This is a genomic window from Bradyrhizobium sp. OAE829, assembly GCF_040546575.1.
Lineage (GTDB): Bacteria > Pseudomonadota > Alphaproteobacteria > Rhizobiales > Xanthobacteraceae > Bradyrhizobium.
The window spans coordinates 6,710,527-6,728,557 of sequence record NZ_JBEPOE010000001.1 but is presented as its reverse complement, the minus strand read 5'-3'; the positions used below and the strand labels follow the sequence as shown (position 1 = coordinate 6,728,557).

Genomic DNA, 18,031 nt, shown 5'->3' with positions numbered 1-18,031 from the left:
GGCGGGGATGAGAGCAATGTCCGGCGTGTCTGGTATCACGCGTTGGTACTCCAGACATCATTGATTCGTCTCTCCGCAACAGTGCGGGGCGAAATGTCATCGAACTGTCATGTAGCCCCGCGTCGTCCCGGCGAAGGCCGGGACCCATAACCACCGGCGACAATTGTTTTTGCACGCAGGTCGTTATCTTCCTTTTACGGCAACAAGGGCCGCGGCGTATGGGTCCCCCGATGCGCAATTGCGCATCTGAGCTCAAGCCCGGGACGACGAAGCTTATGCTTCCCTCGGCCTGAAATTCTCCACCAACCTCAGCAGCACCCTCGCCCCTGCATCGGCATCAGCGAGTTCGACATGCTCCGCCGGATTGTGGCTGATGCCGCCGCGGCAGCGGACGAACAGCATGGCGACGTCTGATATATCGATCATCGCCATGCCGTCATGCCCGGCGCCGCTCGGCAGTTCGAACACGCCGAAACCTTCGGCGGCGACGGCGTCCGCGACCTGTGCTTTGAGCCAGGGCGCGCAGGGCACGGTGCGGTTTTCGTGGGTGACGTCGAGCTGCAGGACAAGATTGCGGCGCTTGGCGATGGCTTCGATGCGGCGCACGATGTCGGCGAGGGCCATCTTGCGGTGCGGATCTGATGGCGCGCGGATGTCGAGCGTGAAGGAAACGAGGCCGGGGATCACGTTGGTGGCGCCGGGCATCGCGTCGATATAGCCGACGGTGCCGACGAGACCGGCCGCGTCGGTCTTGCAGAATTCCTCCACCATGCAGATGCATTCGGCGGCGCCCGCCAGCGCATCGCGCCGGAACGCCATCGGCACCGTGCCGGCATGACCGGCCATGCCGGTCAGTTTTGCCGCCAGCCGCGTGGCGCCCGCGATCGCGGTGACGACGCCGACCGGCAGATTATTCTCTTCCAGCACCGGCCCCTGCTCGATGTGCAGTTCGACATAGGCGTGGAGTTCGCGGCGGGTCCGCGCGGCCGCGCCGATGTGCTCGGGGTCGAGGCCGAATGTGACCATCGCATCGCGCATCGAGACACCGGCATGGTCGCGTGAATTGAGCGCGCTCTCCACAAAGGTGCCCGCGACCGCGCGGCTGCCGAGCAGCGTCGAAGCAAAGCGCACGCCCTCCTCGTCGGCAAAGCCGACGACTTCGACCGCGAACGGCAGCCGCCGTCCGCGTTTGTTCAGATCGGCAACGCAGGAGATTGCCGTGATCAAGCCGAGCGGGCCGTCCCATTTACCGGCGTCGCGCACGGTGTCGTAATGCGAGCCCAGCATCAGGCAAGGCAGGCCGGGCCGGTCGCCTTCATAGCGGCCGCAGACGTTGCCGATGGCGTCGAGATGCGCGGCCATACCGGCCTCGCGCATCCATGATAGAATGAGATCGGCGGCGGCGCGGTGCTCGGGCGAAAGGAATATCCGCGCCAGATGCTCCGGAGTCTCGGAGATCGCCGCCAGCTGGTTGATCCGGCCGACGATTTCATCGCCAAGCGCTGCTTTGCCCGACGCGCTGCTGGCCACTTCTGTCTTGCTCATGCTTTTCCTGTCCAGCACCGCGCCGTTACCAGCGCCGGCCGATCGATACACATTCAATGCCGGCGGTGTCGACGCAACCCGCCGCGGCCCCTGACTGGTAGCAGCCTCAATCCACCTGACCAGCCGGCAAGGCAAGAAATCCGCCGCCAATCGGCTGGCTGACGGCGCTGGGGGATCTAACAATTGCTTAACGACCTTGCATACAATCGTGAAATGCCGCCTAAAATTTAGCCATCTCGGCCCTGCACCAATTTTACATGGCGGATAGTTCTCCCGGATAATTCAATCCGTTCATTAGCTTATGCAGGAATGCCCGCTTCACGCCCTCTGGCATGAAGATTGCGACATCCCTCCCCGAGCCCGCCGTACCGGCGCGGCCGCGAAATAGGGGGCGGTCACATCCGCCAGAGGGAGCAGCACATGGAATTTGGCAGGATTTCACGACGGCATCTGTTGCAGGGCGGTGCGGCGCTGACACTCGGCACCGCTTTCGGCGCGGGCGCCGCGCGCGCAGCCGGCACCACCATCGGCTTCGTCTATGTCGGCTCGCGCGACGACTACGGTTACAACCAGGCGCACGCGCAAGGAGCGGCGGCGCTGAAGAAGCTGCCCGGCCTCAAGGTGATCGAGGAAGAAAAGGTCCCCGAGACCGACGCGGTCGAGAAGACCATCGAGTCCATGATCAACCTCGACGGCGCGTCACTGCTGTTCCCAACCTCGTTCGGCTACTACAACCCGCACGTCATCAAGATGGCGAAGAAATTTCCAAAACTGCGCTTCGAGCATTGCGGCGGGCTCTGGAGCGACAAAGACCCGACCAACGCCGGCAGCTATTTCGGCTATATCGACGAGGCCCAGTACATTTCCGGCATCGTTGCCGGCTACTCCACCAAGAGCGGCAAGCTCGGCTTCGTCGCGGCGAAACCGATCCCGCAGGTGCTGCGCAACATCAACGCCTTCACGCTCGGCGCAAGGCTCGCCAACCCGAAGGCGACCACGCAGGTGATCTTCACCGGCGACTGGTCGATGCCGGTCAAGGAAGCCGAAGCCACCAACAGCCTGATCGACCAGGGCGTCGACGTTCTGACCTGCCACGTCGACGGTCCCAAGACGATGGTCGAGAACGCCGCGCGCCGCGGCGCGATGGTGTGCGGCTATCACGTCAACCAGTCGCCGCTGGCGCCGAAGGCGTATCTCACCGGCGCGGAGTGGAACTGGGAAGCGCTGTATCCGAAATTCGTCAAGATGATCGCGGCTGGCGAATCCATTCCGAACTTCTATCGCGGAGGCCTCAAGGAAGAGATCGTCAAATGCTCGCCCTATGGCGAGGCGGTCTCGGCCGAGGCGCGCAAGCACGCCGACGAAATCAAGGCCAAGCTCGTCGCCGGCAACTACACCATCTTCAAGGGCCCGATCATGGACAACAAGGGCAACGCGGTCATTACATCAGGCACCGATCGCGGCCAGACGGATCCTGAACTCGAGAAGATGAACTATCTGGTGGAAGGCGTGCTCGGAGCCACTTCGTGACAACAGGTTCGGCGGATCCGGTGGAGGCGGTCGGCGTTGCGCCGGCCGCCGATCCCGGCTTCCTCCAACGCTACGGCGCGACCATCGAATATATCCTGATCCCGGGCGCGGCGCTGGTCGGCGCGCTCGCAACCTTCGGGCTATTCGTGGCGCTGTTCGGCAAGAACCCGCTCGATCTGTATTTCTACATGTACCAGGGCGCGTTCGGCACCTGGTTCTCCTGGCAGAACACGCTGACGCGTGCCGCCCCCCTGATCCTGACCGCGTTGTGCACGGCGCTGCCGGCGCAACTGGGTATGGTCATTATCGGCGGCGAAGGCGCGCTGCTCATTGGCGCGCTGTCGGCGACCTCGGTCGCACTGGCGATGCCGTGGGCCTCGCCGCTCGTGGTGCAAACCGCGATGGTGTGCGCCGGCGTGATCGGCGGCGGTCTCTGGATCACGCTCGCGGGCGCGCTCCGGCAGTATCGCGGCGTCAACGAGACGATCTCGAGCCTGCTGCTGGTCTATATCGGGCTTGCGGTGCTCAACCATCTGGTCGAGGGCGCGATGCGCGACCCCGCCAGCCTCAACAAGCCATCGACCCGCGAAATCGGCGCGGCCAACATGATCGGCAGCATTCCCGGCACCGACGTGCATTTTGGGCTGGCATTCGGCCTGGTCGCGGCGTTCGCGTCCTACATCCTGATCTATCACACCGTGTTCGGATTCTCGGCGCGCGTCGCCGGCGGCAACATCCGCGCGGCGAAAATCGTAGGCCTCGGCGTCAACAAACTGATCCTGACCATCTGCTTTCTCGCCGGCGGCGCCGCCGGCATCGCCGGCATGGTCGAAGTCGCCGCCGTGCAAGGGCGCACCAACGCCAATCTCGCCGCCGGCTATGGTTTTACTGGCATCCTCGTCGCCTTCCTGGCGCGGCATAATCCGCTGGCGATCATTCCCGTGGCGATCCTGCTCGGCGGCATCAGCGCCAGCGGTGGGCTCTTACAGCGCCGGCTCGGATTGCCTGATGCATCCGTATTGGTGCTGCAAGGCATCATCTTCGTGTTCGTGCTGGCGAGCGACGCGCTGTACGGCCGGATCGGCTTCCTGAAAGGAAAATCCTGATGGCGGATGGATCGCTCGGACTCTGGACCGTTCCGCTCGCGGTACTCGGCGGCGCCATCCGCGTCTCGACGCCGTTTCTGTTCGTGAGTCTTGGCGAATGCATCACCGAGCGTTCCGGCCGCATCAACCTCGGCCTCGAAGGCACGCTGGTCATGGGCGCGATGAGCGCCTACGGCATTTCCTATCTCAGTGGCTCGCCCTGGCTCGGCGTGCTCGCCGCCGGGATCACGGGCGCGATGCTGGGCGCGCTGCATGCCGGCATCTGCTCGCTGCCGCGCGTCAACGACATCGCGGTCGGCATCGCGCTGATGCTGTTCGGGACTGGTCTGGCGTTCTATCTCGGCAAGCCGCTGATCGAGCCGACCGCGGCACGGCTGCCGGCGATCGATTTCGGCTGGTGGAGCGACGTGCCGCAGGTCCGCGCGGCGTTGCGGATCAACGTGCTGTTCCTGATCGGCATCGCGCTGGCGCCGATATTATACTGGGCGTTCAAGACCACGCGCTGGGGCTTGTTGATCCGCACCGCCGGCGAGAGCTCGGACGCGGCGCGCGCGATGGGCTATTCGGTGCTGGCGATCCGGCTACGCGCCACCATGGTCGGCGGCTTTCTGTCGGGGATCGGCGGCTCGTTCCTGTCGCTGTTCTATCCCGGCAGCTGGAACGAGGGCCTGTCCTCCGGCCAGGGCATTACGGCCGTGGCGCTGGTGATCTTCGCGCGCTGGGATCCGATGCTGTGCCTGTGGGCGTCGCTGGCGTTCGGCGGCGCCGCGGCGTTGGGACCGGCGCTGCAATCGGTCGGCGTCACCTCAGGCTATCATCTGTTCAACGCCGCGCCCTACATCCTGACGCTGGCGATCATGATCATCACCTGTTCGCCGAAGCGCACGCTGACCGGCGCGCCGGCCGAACTGTCCATCACCCGATAAGCGAGAACGTGCCATGCCCGAGCGCTATATCTCATCCGAACCCTATGCCTGGCCCTACAACGGCGACCTGCGCCCGCAAAACACCGCGCTTGTCATCATCGACATGCAGACCGATTTCTGCGGCGTCGGCGGCTATGTCGACAAGATGGGCTATGACCTCTCGCTGACCCGCGCGCCGATCGAGCCGATCAAGAAACTGCTCGCCGTGATGCGCGCGCAAAACTTTCACATCATCCACACCCGCGAGGGCCATCGCCCTGATCTCACCGACCTTCCCGCCAACAAGCAGTGGCGCTCGCGGCAGATCGGCGCAGGGATCGGCGATCCCGGCCCGTGCGGCCGCGTCTTGGTGCGCGGCGAGGCCGGCTGGGAGATCATTCCCGATCTGGCGCCGCTGCCCGGCGAGCCCATCATCGACAAGCCCGGCAAGGGATCGTTCTGCGCCACTGATCTGGAGCTGATGCTGCGGCTGCGCGGCATCGAGAACCTGGTGCTGACAGGCATCACCACCGATGTCTGCGTCCACACCACGATGCGCGAAGCCAACGACCGCGGCTTCGAATGCGTGCTGATCGAGGATTGCTGCGCGGCTACCGACAAGAGCAACCACGACCACGCGCTGAAGATGATCAAGATGCAGGGCGGCGTGTTCGGCGCGGTCGCGACCTCGGGCGCGTTCATCAAGGCCGTGTCATGATCATCGGCGAAACGCAGCTTCCCGAAGGCCCGCTCGGCGTCGACGCGGTCGCGGTGACCATGAAGTTCGGCGACTTCCTTGCGCTCGACAATGTCGCTCTGAAGGTGCGGCCGGGCTCGTTCCACGCGCTGCTCGGTGAGAACGGCGCGGGAAAAAGCACGCTCGTCAAATGCATCATGGGTTACTATCACGCGACCGAGGGCGACATCATGGTCGGCGGCCGCGAGCAGGCGATCGCCAACCCCAAGGACGCGCACGCGCTCGGCCTCGGCATGGTCTACCAGCATTTTACACTCGTGCCGGCGATGACCGTTGCGGAAAACCTGGTGCTGGCGCGCGATGACGTTCCCGCTGTCGTCAACTGGGCCAGGGAAAAGCAGGAGCTGGAAGCGTTTCTGGCGCGGATGCCGTTCAAGGTGCCGCTCAACGCCAGGGTTTCGGATATTTCCGCCGGCGAACGGCAGAAATGCGAAATCCTCAAGCAGCTTTATCTGAAGCGGCGTTTTCTGATCCTGGACGAGCCGACCTCGGTGCTGACGCCGGGCGAGGCCGACGAGGTGCTGGGCATGTTGCGCGACATGGTCGTGAACGGCGGCCTGACCATCCTGATGATCACGCATAAATTCCGCGAGGTGATGGCGTTTGCCGACGAGGTGACGATCCTGCGCCGCGGCAAGCTCGCCGGCAACGGCAAGGTCGCCGATCTCACGCCTGACAGCATGGCGCGGATGATGATCGGCGCCGAGGAACTGACGGTTCAGCCGCCGCGCGTCGGACAATTGGGCGAGGCGCGGCTGGAACTGAGCAAGCTTTGCGCAATCGACGACGCCGGCGCGGTCGCGGTCCATGATGTCTCGCTCACCGTCCGCGGCGGCGAGATCGTCGGCATCGCCGGCGTCTCCGGCAACGGCCAGCGGCAACTCGTGGAAGTGCTGGCCGGCCAGCGCGAGGCGGAAAGCGGCGAGGTTCGCGTGCGCGGCGATCTCTATTCGGCGAGCCGCGAGGAGATGCGGCGGCACAGGATGTCGCTGCTGCCGGAGGAGCCGCTGAAGAACGCCTGCGTCGGCGGCATGAGCGTTGCCGACAATATCGCGTTCCGTGAATTCGACCGCGCGCCGTTTGCCACGCGCGGCTGGTGGCTCAATCGCTCCGCTTTCCGAAAAGACGCCGAGCGCAAGATCGGGCTGTACAAGATCAAGACCCGCTCGCCGGATACGCCGATCTCGGCGCTGTCGGGCGGCAATGTGCAGCGCGCGGTGCTGGCGCGCGAACTCGGCGGCGAGGTCGAGGTGCTGATCGCCGCCAATCCCTGCTTCGGGTTGGATTTCGCCGCGGTCGCCCAGATCCATGCCGAGATCATGGCGGCGCGTAACCGCGGCGCCGCCGTGCTTCTGGTCAGCGAGGACCTCGACGAACTCCTCGAATTGTCGGACCGTCTGGTGGTGATGTTCCACGGCCAGTTCGTCCATGAAGCCCGCGCCAGCGAGGCCGATCTCACCGAGATCGGACGGCATATGGCAGGGCATTAGCCGTCCTTCGAACGGCTATACGCCCGCTCACGACCGCATTCGCGGAATAGTGATCCGCCTGCACCACGCTTTCCCTGCGGCAATGCCTAGATGCCCCCTTGGAACAATCCGGAGAGAGCGCCCGAAGGCAGCACTCGCCGCCGCAAGCTATTGCGCAAAAAAGCGATAATGGAGAACGACCATGACTGGGCTCAAGGCGCTCCTCGCGAGCGCGCTGGTCTCGACGATACTTGCAACGTCTGCGCTTGCGCAGGAGCCGGCGGCTTATGCGGCACAAAATCCGGACCGGGATGTGCTGAACGGCGGCGTGCTCACGCCTGCTGGCCGGCTGGCGCGGGAGCAGCCCGGCGACGCTGCCGCCGCGCTTTATGCGATCAACAGGGCCAACGCGGGATTGGGAGGCGCTGCGCCTTCAGCGAGCGTCCAACGCCCTCGACGCCGTCCGTTGCAGTAAGCAACGGCACGATCAATCAGTACGCGCGGCGAGACCCGCGGGGCATTTGTGCGTTCGCATAATATGGATTGGTTAGGCACTGGGCGGAGAGGCCCGACGCCGTCGCGGCGCACTGCGCCATCGAGGTAAAGCGGCAATCGATGTCGCTCCCTCCCCAGCGGTAGTTCTGGATGCAGACCGGATAATTGCCGCCAAAAGTCTGGGCCGGAGCCGGCGCAGACGTCAAAACGGTGACGGCCGTCAATATCATCAAAGCCGGAATGCGCATCGGGACCTCCATCGGGATTGATGTCACAGCATCAATCCACCGAACCAGACAAGCCATACCGCCGGCAGTCAATTCACATTCACGCGCGGGTCCGCGAAAGCGCCATGCGTTGAGCTCAGGCTATGTCCGAGCTGGGTCGTCCAGTACGTCGCGATTATCCCGCTGACGGCGGAGGCGCCGGAATAAGCCCATAGCGCAGCATCGTTGCCTTCATTTTTGCCGGATCGGGCGCGCCACCAACCAACAGCGCAGCCATCTCTTTGAAGTAAGACGGCCCCAGCACACCGGGGGTAAGCGTGCAGAGACAAGTTGCCGGCCCAGCGCTGTTATTCGTAAAACCGTGGACGACGCCGCGCTTGATGAAGACGCTTTCGCCGGGCGCTACATCGATGTCTTCGCCATCGATGCGCCAGGTTGTCGTTCCCGTCAGGCCATAGATGATTTCATCCCAATTCTCGTGATAATGCGGCACCGGCATGCGGGCATTCGGCTGCAGCGTCATTTCGAACATATCGAGACTGCCTCCGGTCTCATCTTTGGTGTGCAGGAACTTGAGCTGCAGCGTGCCCATATTGATCAATTCCGGCATGACACTTCCTTTTTCGATCGAGGTATCACGGCGCAAACGCCTTTTTGCTCGCCGTCATTGCCTGCAACAAACGCGAAGCGTTTGTGCAAGGGAGTGAAGCGACGAAGCAATCCATGCCGGCGCGTGGACCGCTATGGATTGCTTCGCTTCGCTCGCAATGACGTCCTTCATCGGTATTCCCCGGCCTAACCGATCTCAGCGGCGCTTTCGGCGAGATGGCTGAGATGGGCGTGAAAATGCTGCGCGATCTGCAACCGCGTCGGCACCCAGACGCCGTCATGCTTCATGACGTAATCGAGAAAGCGCATCAGCGACGCCGCGCGGCCGGGGCGGCCGACGACGCGGCAATGCAGGCCGACCGACATCATCTTCGGCGAGGTCGCGCCCTCGGCATAGAGTACGTCGAAGCTGTCCTTCAGATAGGTGAAGAACTCATCGCCGCCGCCAAAGCCTTGCGGGTTCACAAAGCGCATGTCGTTGGCGTCGAGCGTGTAAGGGATCACCAAATGCGGCTGCAACCCGCTCGCCGTGATCCAGTATGGCAGATCGTCGGCATAGGAATCGCTGAGGTAGAGCAGGCCGCCGGCTTCCATCAAAAGCCGCAGCGTATTGATCGAGGAACGCCCGGTGTACCAGCCGAGCGGACGCTCGCCGGTCGCCTCGGTGTGAACGCGGATCGCTTCGGCGATTTCCGCCCGCTCTTCCGCCTCCGACATGTCCTTGTGTTCGATCCATTTCAGGCTGTGGCTGGCGATATCCCAGCCGGCCTCCTTCATGGCGGCGACCACTTCGGGATTGCGCTTCAGCGCGGTCGCGACGCCGAACACCGTGGCCGGCATCTTGCGCTCGGTGAACATCCGCCACAGCCGCCAGAAGCCGGCGCGCGAGCCGTATTCGAACATCGATTCGATATTGGCGTGGCGTTTGCCGGGCCAGGGCTGCGCGCCCAGCACGTCAGACAGGAACGCCTCGGAGGCGCGATCGCCGTGCAGGATGTTGTTTTCGCCGCCCTCTTCGAAATTCACCACGAACTGCACGGCGAGGCGCGCATTGCCCGGCCAGCGCGGATCGGGCGGATTGCGGCCGTAGCCGCGGAGGTCGCGCGGGTAGCCGGGCTCCGTCACCTAGATTTCCTCGAAGCGGATCTTCTGTGCACCCTTCCACAGTACGGTTTTGCCGAATGCGGTGAGGTTCTCCAGCCCCGAGGTCAGGGTGATGAAGTGGTTGCCGGCGAGCTGGCCCATCTTGCTGGCGAAATGCACGCCGCCATAGGCGAGCAGGATTTCGGTTTCGCTGATGCCGCCGGGATAGAGGATGATCTGGCCCGGCGCGGGATAGCTGGTGTGGTTCTCGTAGGAAACGCCGAAATCGAGATCGCCGAGCGGCATCCAGACCCCCTCGCCGCTCCAGCGGACATGGATCGCCTGGCTTTCGAACGGCATCGCCTTGCGAAAGGCGGCAACCGTCTTGGGCGCCAGTTGTTCTTCAAAACGGGCCTCAAAGGTGAAGTCGCCGGCGCGGACAATCAGTTGGCTCATCGATCTCTTCTCTTGGGTGCGGATAGGGTTCAGCCATATCCATTGCAGCCGCCAAAAGCGGAAGCAAGGACCATTCAGGCCAGAAAATGCGGTTTGTGGGGCCCTGCCGATAAAATCAGCCGAAAATGCCGTCGGTTGGCGTTCGCAACCTCAACGGGCGCGTATCCGATAGCACAGGCTCCGCTTCTCGCCCGGCGCAATCTGCATCAATCCGGGCTTGCCAGTGAATTCGCCGTCGAAATCGGACGGGCTGGCAAAGCCATGCCAGGGCTCGATGCAGAGAAACGCCGCGCCTGATGGTTTCGACCAGACGCCGAGCTCGGAAAATCCTTCCCAGGACATCTCGATCGAGGGCCCACGATCGGCCGCATAGCGAGCCGAACGGCTCGCGAGCCGGTCGATAATGACCGCGTCGTCTTCGAACAGCCGCTCGGTGAGCGCGAGGCTGTTGCCGCGAACCGGCGACGGTTCGGCCTTGGCGCGCATCAGGCCGCCTGCGAGCCTGCGGATCGGCGCGGGCTCTTCGTCCGAGAAGGTGAGCGCGTAGGCTTCCTTTTCCAATCCGGGCAGCAGCGGCCAGTTGAACGCCGGATGGGCGCCGATCGAAGCCGGCAAAGTCTCGTCGCCGGTGTTGGTGACGTCGAACGCCACTTTCAGGCCGGCATCTTCAACGCTGTAGGTAACCTCGAGCCGGAACGCGAAGGGATAGCGGGCGCGCGTCGTCTCGCTATCGACAAGCACCAGCCTGCACGACGAGGCCCCCTGTTCCACCCACTCGAACCTGACATCCCGCGCAAAGCCATGCTGGGTCATCGGATAGGTTTTGCCACGGTGGCGCAGTTGATCGTCCTTGAGGCGGCCGACGATCGGAAACAGCAACGGCGAATGGCGCGGCCATGCCGGCCCCGCCTGCCACAGCAGCTCGATCCCTTCATTTCGCAGCGAGCACAGTTCGGCGCCATCGGCCTTGATGGTCGCCTCAATCGCGCCGCTGCGAAGCGTATGCTTGTCCATGCTGATACTTCACCACGCGGGGTGCCCCTGCCCCTCTCATAAGTCATGGCATTGCCCCCAGCAACGGCGATGCCCTGGCGGCGTCATTTCCTGATGGCATGGTTGCAAGGCTGACACAGCTTCCGGCCCGTGAAGCGCTTGATTTCCCCTCTTGTTGCGCGTTTCATTCAGACAACGAACGAATACCCCGGGGAAACAACCATGCCAGCAAGAATAATCGGTATGATCGGCACCCAGCAGGAGGGCGTCGCGGTTCACCTGATCAAGGGCCAGATATCGCGCCAATGGGTGATCGATTTCACCCGCCTGCATGAGCAGTGGAACTATGATTCCGTGCTGGTCGGATATTACGCCTCGGCAGCCGAAGGTTTTGCGATCGCCCTGTATGCCGCGGATCATACCGAACGAATAAAATTCCTGATCGCGCATCGCCCGGGCTCGGTGGCACCGGCGTTGGCGGCGCGGCAGATCGCGACCTTCGACCAGCTGACGCAGGGGCGGATGTCGCTGCACGTCATCGCCGGCACCAGCGACCAGGACCAGGCCAGCGAAGGCGACTTCCTGCCCAAGAACGACCGCTACCGCCGCGCCGGTGAATATCTCGACGTGATGCGCCGGATCTGGACCAGCGACGGCCCGCTCGACCACAAGGGCGAGTTCTATCGGGTCGAGGGCGGGTTCAGCGACATCAAACCGTTTCAGCAGCCCTACCCGCAGCTGTTCTTCGGCGGCTCGTCCGACGGCGCGCTGAAAATGGGCGCCGAACATTGCGACGTGTTCGCGATCTTCGGCGAGCCGCTCGCCGAGACCCGCGCCCGCGTCGACGATTTCCGCCGTCGCGCCGCCGCGTTCGGACGCCGGGTCGGCTTCAACATGTCGTTGCGTCCGATCATGGCGGACACCGAGGGCGCGGCGTGGGACAAGGCGCACGCGCTGCTGGCGGACGTCGAGCGCAAGACCGGCGAAGCGCCGCAAGCAACCAACCAGTCCGCCGAACGCCTGCTGGGCTATGCCGCACGCGCCGACGTTCATGACGAACGGTTGTGGATGGGCATTGCGCGCGCCACCGGTGCGCCCGGCAATACGTCCTGCCTGGTGGGAACGCCGGAACAGATCGCGGCTGCGGTGCTGGAGTATTACCGGATCGGCATCCATTCGTTCCTGCTGCGCGGATTTGAGAATCCGCATGACACGATGGCGATCGGCCGCGACCTCATTCCATTGATCAAGGCCGGTGCAGACGCGATCGACCAGCAGGCCGAGGCGGCCGAGTAGCGTTGGCCCTCAGAATCTGCAAACACAAGATGCCGGGTCACAGCACGGCGCCAGGGAAGACTTTGGGACCAATTGCATGAAAGCCGTGGTGGTCGAGAATTACGATTCGATTGACGGCATCTCCATCAAGGAGATGCCGATGCCCGATATGCCGCCCGGCGGTGTCCGCGTCAGGATCGGCGCCGCCGCCATCGGCTTCGTCGACGGCTTGAAAGTGCAAGGGTTGTATCAGACCAAGGACCCGCTGCCGTTCGTGCCGGGCACGGAATTCGCTGGCGTGGTCGACGCTGCCGCAGGCGACGTCGCCGCATTCAAGCCGGGCATGCCCGTGGTCGGCATGGTCAGATCCGGCGCGCTCGCCGAATACATCTGCGTGCCGCCGGCGACGCTGAAGCACTTGCCGCCAAACATTGCCTTCGAGGCAGGAGCGTCGTTTCAGGCAAATTACCTGACCGGACTTTACGCGCTGGATGCGCGCGCTGAACTTAAGCCAAGAGAAACGCTGCTGGTGCTGGGCGCCGCGGGCGGCGTCGGCATCGCGGCGGTACAACTCGGCAAGCTGATGGGCGCCAAGGTTATCGCGGCGGCCTCGACGCATGAGAAGCGCGAATTCGCCGCAGGTTACGGCGCCGATGAAACCATCGACTACACCAAGGCGGACTGGCGCGACACGCTTAAGGGCCTGACCGGCGGTAACGGTCCGGACGTTATTTTCGACCCTGTTGGCGGCGAGGTGGCGCTGCAGGCGTTCCGCTCGATCGCCTGGCGCGGACGGCACCTGGTGGTCGGATTCGCCTCCGGCACCATTCCGGCGCTGGCCTTCAATCTGCCGCTGCTCAAGGGCGGCGCCCTGCTCGGCGTCGACCTCGCGCAAATCCAGAAGCGTGAGCCGGAAACCCATACCCGCCTGATGGCCCAATTGTTCGATTGGCTGGCCTCGGGCCAGTTGAGCCCCGTGGTCGGCAAGGTCGTGCCGTTCGAGAATTTTCGTGAAGCGTTCAAGACCATGCAGTCGCGATCTGCGCTCGGTAAAATGATCGTCAAATTTTCTTAAGGACCGAAGATGCCCGAACAGAAAACAGGTAGCAAAACCGGGCGTCGCCTGATGCATACGCGAACGGTCGAATGCAACGGCTACATCAGGGATGACGGGCTCTGGGAAGTCGAGGCACGGCTGGTGGATACGAAGCCGTTCACCCAAGCCGCCGACCGCTATCGCGAGGAGCTGAAGCCCGGCGACCCCGTGCACGACATCCGCCTGCGGCTCGCGATCGACGACGCGATGAAAATCCACGAAGCCGAAGCCACCATGCAGGCGACGCCCTATCCCACCTGCATCGACGTCGAGCCGATCCTGCAGCGGCTGGTCGGCGAGAGCATCGGCAAGGGCTGGCGCGAAGTGGTCCGGCGCAAGATCGGCCGGCTCGAAGGCTGCACCCATCTGTCCGAATTGCTGGGCCCGGCGGTGACGACGCTGTTTCAGACCATGTCGCACGGCGACGCTCCGGAAGGACGCGACTCGCTGGAAATCCAGCAGAACTCCGGCAAGCGGCCGTTCTTCATCGGCGGCTGCTATTCCTGGCGCACCGACGGCCCGATCGTCGCCGACAAGTTTCCTCAATTTGCGACCAAACCGGCCGCACGGGACTAGGGTATTCGGACCAGGCAGAAACGCGTCCAACAAGAGCCAACGCGACAATCCGGCGCAGGTCCTGATCACGTAATTGCAATCCCCGGCTGCGCTGCCTTGTGAAGCCACGCGCTTGACAATGCGCTAACCTATGGTTGTCTTTCCCCAATTGATATCCGTCTCTTGATTTTTGGTCTTGATTTTTACGAAGTCGCGAACGGCGTTTTGCAAAGGTACCGCGCTTGAAGCAAAGCGCCCGTCCGGCCGTTTCTCGCTCCTGGCGCGCGGGGGATCTCATGTCGAGGCGTTTTGGAATTGGATTGCTGATCGCCTGCGTGACGGCAGTGGTGGTCCCGGTGCTGCTGGTACTGGGTATTACGGGTTACTTTCACAGAGACATGATCGATTCCATCTACAAGAATGTCGAAGACATCGCTGACGCCACCGAGATGCCGCCGACTGTTACTTCCTTTCAATCCAGTCCGGAGGTCGTCAGCACCATTGGCGGCAGCGGCGAAGGGCTGAACTGCAGCCTCCCCGGCCTGGCCAACATGTTCTTCGACGACATCAAGAACCAAGGCGGCCGACACGGCCTCGTGCTGCAACGCTTCCGGCAGGCATGCGTCTTTCACGATCTTTGCTATCGCCATGGCCTCGCCACCTATGGCTACAACCAGAACGATTGTGATCGCATTCTGCAGAACGCCGCGCTTCGGCTCTGCAATGTCTGGAATCCGATCGACAGAAAACGCTGCCAGACCGAATCAAAAATGGTTCTGGCGGGTGTCAGCCTGGGCGGCTCGGACGCCTATCGCGCCTGGGACCGGTCGACCTATTTCGAGTTCGAGCCGGATCCTTCGCGATCCAGCAGATTTCTGGTTAGCCGGGTGGTGGATCATCCTTTCAAGTCTGTCGATCGCGACAAATACAAGGACGATCCGGATCAGGTCATTCTGACTTTCGACAATGTTCGGTCCAACCTCACCGTCACCTGTCTCAACTGCAAGGACGCGCCCGTTCTCAAACCGACCAACGACCGATACGATCTCAGCGCCGAGCTCCGATCGGTCGGCATCAAGCGGATTCCGGACGATCTGCTCAAGAGGGGCAGTTCGAATCTGTCCGATACCAATGCGGTTTGGCTGCCACCACGTCGCCGTCACGCTGCACCGCATCTGCTGGTCGATGGCGCGGGCAAAAATCGTCTGATCTGGATAACCCGGAACAATTCGGGAGACACCATGACCTGCATGGTGATGGGGGATGCGGCAAAGCTGCTGACTCACACCTTGCCGGAGCGGGACCTCTGCTCCGAGGAGGCGGATTCACAGCTTTCCATGGTTGAAGCCGACATGTTCTCGACGTCGCCGCTTCCCATGGAAATCCCGGCACGAAGTCCGAAGGACAACATATTCGCAACCGCAATCACCGTGAAGTCGTTCAAGCGCGACCTGGGCTTCTGTTCGCGGTCCGCATCCAGAACCATCGATCAAAAGGCAGGGGACGACGACAAAGCCAAGTGCATGCGTCTGGACGACGTGAAGATTTTTGAAGGTGCCGGGCTGGGTGCCTTTCAAAACTTTGCAATTGTGCGGCCGGGTCAGCTCGTCCTGTTCGCCCGCGATGTTGCGTTGGCTACGACCACGAGTTCGGCATGGAGCCGATTCTCTCAGAATATCTGGGGCATCAAACACTCGCCCAGTGGCGTCATGCTGGTAATCGATGTCGCCGCGCCTACTTCGGAAAAAGGGCCTTTGGCGCCCAAGATCAGGAAAATGGTCAAGTTCAACATCGAGGACCGCTTTGATCCGATGATGCCGATCACGCGGCGAAGAGATGATCTGCGTTTCCTCAGCCTGGAGACCACGGACAAGGAGGTCGGCGTCCGCATGATCGACTTCGCGAAGGAGGACCCTGCGGTCGGCGACGTCAGACTTGAGATGAACGGAAGCAAGGTAAACTTGCATCGATCCTGGGCATCGCGGCCCGCGCTTGTGCTCGAAACACGCGAACCAAATCCCAAGACCAAGCTTGTCTTCTCTCGCGGAGCGATAGCGGCCGACCCGCACGAATCCTTTAACGATGAACCCGACATCGCCGAACCGTCAAATCGTCCCTTCAACGCCACGAAGCCGCAAACCGAGTCGCTGGCTCTGGAAACGCTGATATTCGAACGCGACGCGGACTCCTCCGCCGATAAGCCATTCGTGAAGACGAGCGCCGCGACCTGCATGGTGAAGTACACGTTCAGGCGCCACGAAGAATTCCTGTGCTATCGCAAGTTCGATCCACAGCGCCCGATGCGGGCATCGCCGGCGGCCAGAATGCAGGCATCCCAGCTGCTGGTCGGACGCTTCGCCGGGCGCGACGGATACGGCATCGCCTTCCCCGAGTTTTGCGCGAGTGGCCCTCCCATCATTCTAAGGCAGAACGGCGACGGCACCTTCGTGCCGGAGGAAGGCTCGACCGGCGGCGCAGGCACCTTCACACGCCAGGTCACGTGCAAACCGCTCGGCTCGAACGCGTATGTCAGCGGGCCAATCAAATCCACGCCGGATATGACGATATCGGCCGCCGATTGGCCGTACCAACCATAAAACGGCAACCGGTCAACTCTCGCGCGGGCCCGTCTTGACGACCTCCGCATGCGGATCGCCGGCGGGCAGGATGTCGCGGATATAATCGCGGCCCTTCCACTCCGGCGGCGGCGGAGGCCCCGCGCCTTCGCGGGGGACGTAGGGCGATGGTGAGGCGCCCGCGAGGTCCGGCACATAGCGCGGACAGTTCGGATAGATTTCGCACTCGATCCGCACCACGAGCTGCGCGCCGTAATGCCGGCCGATCGCCGCCGCGTCGTCCAGGATTGCCGCACGGCCGTTGATGCGCATGCGCCGGCTCTTGCCGTCGAAGCGCACGAACAACAGCCCGACATTCGGATTCTTCGACAGGTTGCCGAGCGTGCGGTACATCGAATTGCCGTCATACTCGGGATATTCGATTGTATTGGGGCCAACGATTTTCACGAAGCCGGGATCGCCCGACTTGATGTTGCAGTCGACATAATCCGCAAAGGAAGTGCCGATGAAGAAGAACGGTGAACTCTCGATCAGCGCCTTCTCGTCATCCCAGAACTCATAATGCTTGCGGTGCCGCTCGATCGCCTCGGCCACACGCCGCCCGTCGAACCGGTCCTGCAGTTCGCTCATGCCTTCATGATAGAACGCCCGCTGCCACATCGATGTCGCTCCCTTTTTTCTCGGGAGACATTAACGCCGATCCAGCGCAGCCGCCAGCCGTGGCCGGACGGCTAATATTCGAGATGGGGACGAAGCGCCTTCAGCTTGGCCGCAAGTTCGCGGGCGTCGGCGTCGTCCGACTGCGAAAGATGCCGCGTGATCGAGGCATAATCCTCATCTGACTTGTGCTGGTTCAGTTTGCGCTGTCCTTCCAACTGCTTCACATCCATTTCGAGCACGACGATCGATTGCAGCATCGTCTCGCGCTTGCCGGCTTCCATCGATGACAGCGACCATGGCGGCTTCGGTACCAGCCGCTCCTCGAATGTCGAGAGCAGCGCATCGCCGTGATCGCGGTGGTCTTCGATCGGCAGCCGCCGCACCGGGCCGGAAAGATGCACGGCCTCATAGAGCCAGGTGGAGACGTGGTCGGGCGTCGCATACCAGTCATTCGAAACATAGCGTCTGGGCCCCACACGATCAGCAGGAACGGATTCTTGCCGTCGGCGAGTTCGGCCAGCCTGTTGCGTGCGGTGAGGTGAAACTGCACGGTGACGGCATCGCCCGTGCGGTTGATCCTGAACGGCACATGCGAACTGATCGGGCCATCGGCGCCGCTCGCAACCATCGCACCGAACCCGCGTGAGGCGGCGAATTGCAGCGCGCCATCGCGGTCCCAGGCAAACATCGGACG

The 18,031-nt window shown here is 62.9% G+C and carries 17 protein-coding genes and 1 pseudogene; 10 read left to right on the top strand and 8 right to left on the bottom strand.

The window, feature by feature from the left end; genetic code table 11:
- Positions 1–273: 273 nt before the first annotated feature.
- Positions 274–1,545: an allantoate amidohydrolase gene (locus ABIE49_RS32340; protein ID WP_192734928.1), complete on the bottom strand. Its 1,272-nt coding sequence runs from the start codon at positions 1,543–1,545 to the stop codon at positions 274–276.
- A gap of 420 nt (positions 1,546–1,965) precedes the next feature.
- On the opposite strand from ABIE49_RS32340, the gene ABIE49_RS32335 reads away from it, so the two are divergent.
- From ABIE49_RS32335 to ABIE49_RS32310, 6 genes are all read left to right on the top strand, one after another.
- Positions 1,966–3,075, top strand: a complete 1,110-nt coding sequence (locus ABIE49_RS32335; RefSeq protein ID WP_192734929.1) for a BMP family ABC transporter substrate-binding protein — start codon at positions 1,966–1,968, stop codon at positions 3,073–3,075.
- Positions 3,072–4,181 carry an ABC transporter permease gene (locus ABIE49_RS32330; RefSeq protein WP_192734930.1) on the top strand — a complete coding sequence of 370 codons (1,110 nt, stop codon included), beginning with the start codon at positions 3,072–3,074 and terminating at the stop codon, positions 4,179–4,181. The genes ABIE49_RS32335 and ABIE49_RS32330 overlap by 4 nt, the downstream gene beginning before the upstream one ends.
- The gene (locus ABIE49_RS32325; protein ID WP_192734931.1) at positions 4,181–5,107 is read left to right on the top strand and encodes an ABC transporter permease; all 927 of its coding nucleotides are present in this window, start codon (positions 4,181–4,183) and stop codon (positions 5,105–5,107) included. Before ABIE49_RS32330 ends, ABIE49_RS32325 begins: the two co-directional genes overlap by 1 nt.
- A 13-nt stretch (positions 5,108–5,120) precedes the next feature.
- Positions 5,121–5,804, top strand: coding sequence for a biuret amidohydrolase (gene biuH / locus ABIE49_RS32320; protein WP_192734932.1), 684 nt, complete (start codon positions 5,121–5,123; stop codon positions 5,802–5,804).
- The gene (locus tag ABIE49_RS32315; protein ID WP_192734933.1) at positions 5,801–7,333 is read left to right on the top strand and encodes an ABC transporter ATP-binding protein; all 1,533 of its coding nucleotides are present in this window, start codon (positions 5,801–5,803) and stop codon (positions 7,331–7,333) included. The genes biuH and ABIE49_RS32315 overlap by 4 nt, the downstream gene beginning before the upstream one ends.
- Before the next feature lie 181 nt (positions 7,334–7,514).
- Positions 7,515–7,787, top strand: coding sequence for a hypothetical protein (locus ABIE49_RS32310; protein ID WP_192734934.1), 273 nt, complete (start codon positions 7,515–7,517; stop codon positions 7,785–7,787).
- A gap of 16 nt (positions 7,788–7,803) precedes the next feature.
- On the opposite strand, the gene ABIE49_RS32305 is transcribed toward ABIE49_RS32310, so the two are convergent.
- The 5 genes from ABIE49_RS32305 to ABIE49_RS32285 form a co-directional block, all read right to left on the bottom strand.
- A complete protein-coding gene (locus ABIE49_RS32305) occupies positions 7,804–8,055 on the bottom strand; it encodes a DUF3551 domain-containing protein (RefSeq protein WP_192734935.1) in 252 nt (83 codons plus the stop codon).
- Between the two features lie 154 nt (positions 8,056–8,209).
- The gene (locus tag ABIE49_RS32300) at positions 8,210–8,644 is read right to left on the bottom strand and encodes a cupin domain-containing protein (RefSeq protein ID WP_192734936.1); all 435 of its coding nucleotides are present in this window, start codon (positions 8,642–8,644) and stop codon (positions 8,210–8,212) included.
- 185 nt (positions 8,645–8,829) lie between these two features.
- The gene (puuE, locus tag ABIE49_RS32295) at positions 8,830–9,768 is read right to left on the bottom strand and encodes an allantoinase PuuE (protein ID WP_192734937.1); all 939 of its coding nucleotides are present in this window, start codon (positions 9,766–9,768) and stop codon (positions 8,830–8,832) included.
- Positions 9,769–10,182, bottom strand: coding sequence for a DUF3830 family protein (locus ABIE49_RS32290; RefSeq protein ID WP_192734938.1), 414 nt, complete (start codon positions 10,180–10,182; stop codon positions 9,769–9,771).
- A gap of 150 nt (positions 10,183–10,332) precedes the next feature.
- Entirely contained in the window at positions 10,333–11,196 is an 864-nt protein-coding gene (locus ABIE49_RS32285; protein WP_192734939.1) for an aldose 1-epimerase family protein, read from the bottom strand.
- Positions 11,197–11,397: 201 nt separating this feature from the next.
- On the opposite strand from ABIE49_RS32285, the gene ABIE49_RS32280 reads away from it, so the two are divergent.
- The 4 genes from ABIE49_RS32280 to ABIE49_RS32265 all read left to right on the top strand — a co-directional run bounded on the left by ABIE49_RS32280 (position 11,398) and on the right by ABIE49_RS32265 (position 16,698).
- Positions 11,398–12,471: an LLM class flavin-dependent oxidoreductase gene (locus ABIE49_RS32280; RefSeq protein WP_192734940.1), complete on the top strand. Its 1,074-nt coding sequence runs from the start codon at positions 11,398–11,400 to the stop codon at positions 12,469–12,471.
- Between the two features lie 76 nt (positions 12,472–12,547).
- Positions 12,548–13,525: an NADPH:quinone oxidoreductase family protein gene (locus ABIE49_RS32275; protein WP_192734941.1), complete on the top strand. Its 978-nt coding sequence runs from the start codon at positions 12,548–12,550 to the stop codon at positions 13,523–13,525.
- A gap of 51 nt (positions 13,526–13,576) precedes the next feature.
- On the top strand, positions 13,577–14,122 hold the full coding sequence (locus ABIE49_RS32270) for a DUF2889 domain-containing protein (RefSeq protein WP_192734942.1): 546 nt from the start codon (positions 13,577–13,579) through the stop codon (positions 14,120–14,122).
- A 299-nt stretch (positions 14,123–14,421) separates the two neighbouring features.
- Positions 14,422–16,698, top strand: coding sequence for a hypothetical protein (locus ABIE49_RS32265; RefSeq protein WP_192734943.1), 2,277 nt, complete (start codon positions 14,422–14,424; stop codon positions 16,696–16,698).
- Positions 16,699–16,710: 12 nt separating this feature from the next.
- On the opposite strand, the gene ABIE49_RS32260 is transcribed toward ABIE49_RS32265, so the two are convergent.
- Positions 16,711–17,337, bottom strand: coding sequence for a pyridoxamine 5'-phosphate oxidase family protein (locus tag ABIE49_RS32260; protein ID WP_192734944.1), 627 nt, complete (start codon positions 17,335–17,337; stop codon positions 16,711–16,713).
- A gap of 71 nt (positions 17,338–17,408) precedes the next feature.
- Positions 17,409–18,025, bottom strand: a pseudogene (locus ABIE49_RS32255) (FMN-binding negative transcriptional regulator).
- Positions 18,026–18,031 lie beyond the last annotated feature (6 nt).

Excerpts from the sequence above, each read along its gene's own strand:
- ABIE49_RS32325 (WP_192734931.1), top strand. The coding sequence starts at position 4,181 with ATGGCGGATGGATCGCTCGGACTCTGGACCGTTCCGCTCGCGGTACTC.
- ABIE49_RS32290 (WP_192734938.1), bottom strand. The coding sequence starts at position 10,182 with ATGAGCCAACTGATTGTCCGCGCCGGCGACTTCACCTTTGAGGCCCGT.
- ABIE49_RS32275 (WP_192734941.1), top strand. The coding sequence starts at position 12,548 with ATGAAAGCCGTGGTGGTCGAGAATTACGATTCGATTGACGGCATCTCC.
- ABIE49_RS32260 (WP_192734944.1), bottom strand. The coding sequence starts at position 17,337 with ATGTGGCAGCGGGCGTTCTATCATGAAGGCATGAGCGAACTGCAGGAC.
- ABIE49_RS32285 (WP_192734939.1), bottom strand. The coding sequence starts at position 11,196 with ATGGACAAGCATACGCTTCGCAGCGGCGCGATTGAGGCGACCATCAAG.
- ABIE49_RS32335 (WP_192734929.1), top strand. The coding sequence starts at position 1,966 with ATGGAATTTGGCAGGATTTCACGACGGCATCTGTTGCAGGGCGGTGCG.
- ABIE49_RS32305 (WP_192734935.1), bottom strand. The coding sequence starts at position 8,055 with ATGCGCATTCCGGCTTTGATGATATTGACGGCCGTCACCGTTTTGACG.
- ABIE49_RS32310 (WP_192734934.1), top strand. The coding sequence starts at position 7,515 with ATGACTGGGCTCAAGGCGCTCCTCGCGAGCGCGCTGGTCTCGACGATA.
- ABIE49_RS32280 (WP_192734940.1), top strand. The coding sequence starts at position 11,398 with ATGCCAGCAAGAATAATCGGTATGATCGGCACCCAGCAGGAGGGCGTC.
- ABIE49_RS32300 (WP_192734936.1), bottom strand. The coding sequence starts at position 8,644 with ATGCCGGAATTGATCAATATGGGCACGCTGCAGCTCAAGTTCCTGCAC.
- ABIE49_RS32315 (WP_192734933.1), top strand. The coding sequence starts at position 5,801 with ATGATCATCGGCGAAACGCAGCTTCCCGAAGGCCCGCTCGGCGTCGAC.
- ABIE49_RS32340 (WP_192734928.1), bottom strand. The coding sequence starts at position 1,545 with ATGAGCAAGACAGAAGTGGCCAGCAGCGCGTCGGGCAAAGCAGCGCTT.
- ABIE49_RS32270 (WP_192734942.1), top strand. The coding sequence starts at position 13,577 with ATGCATACGCGAACGGTCGAATGCAACGGCTACATCAGGGATGACGGG.
- biuH (WP_192734932.1), top strand. The coding sequence starts at position 5,121 with ATGCCCGAGCGCTATATCTCATCCGAACCCTATGCCTGGCCCTACAAC.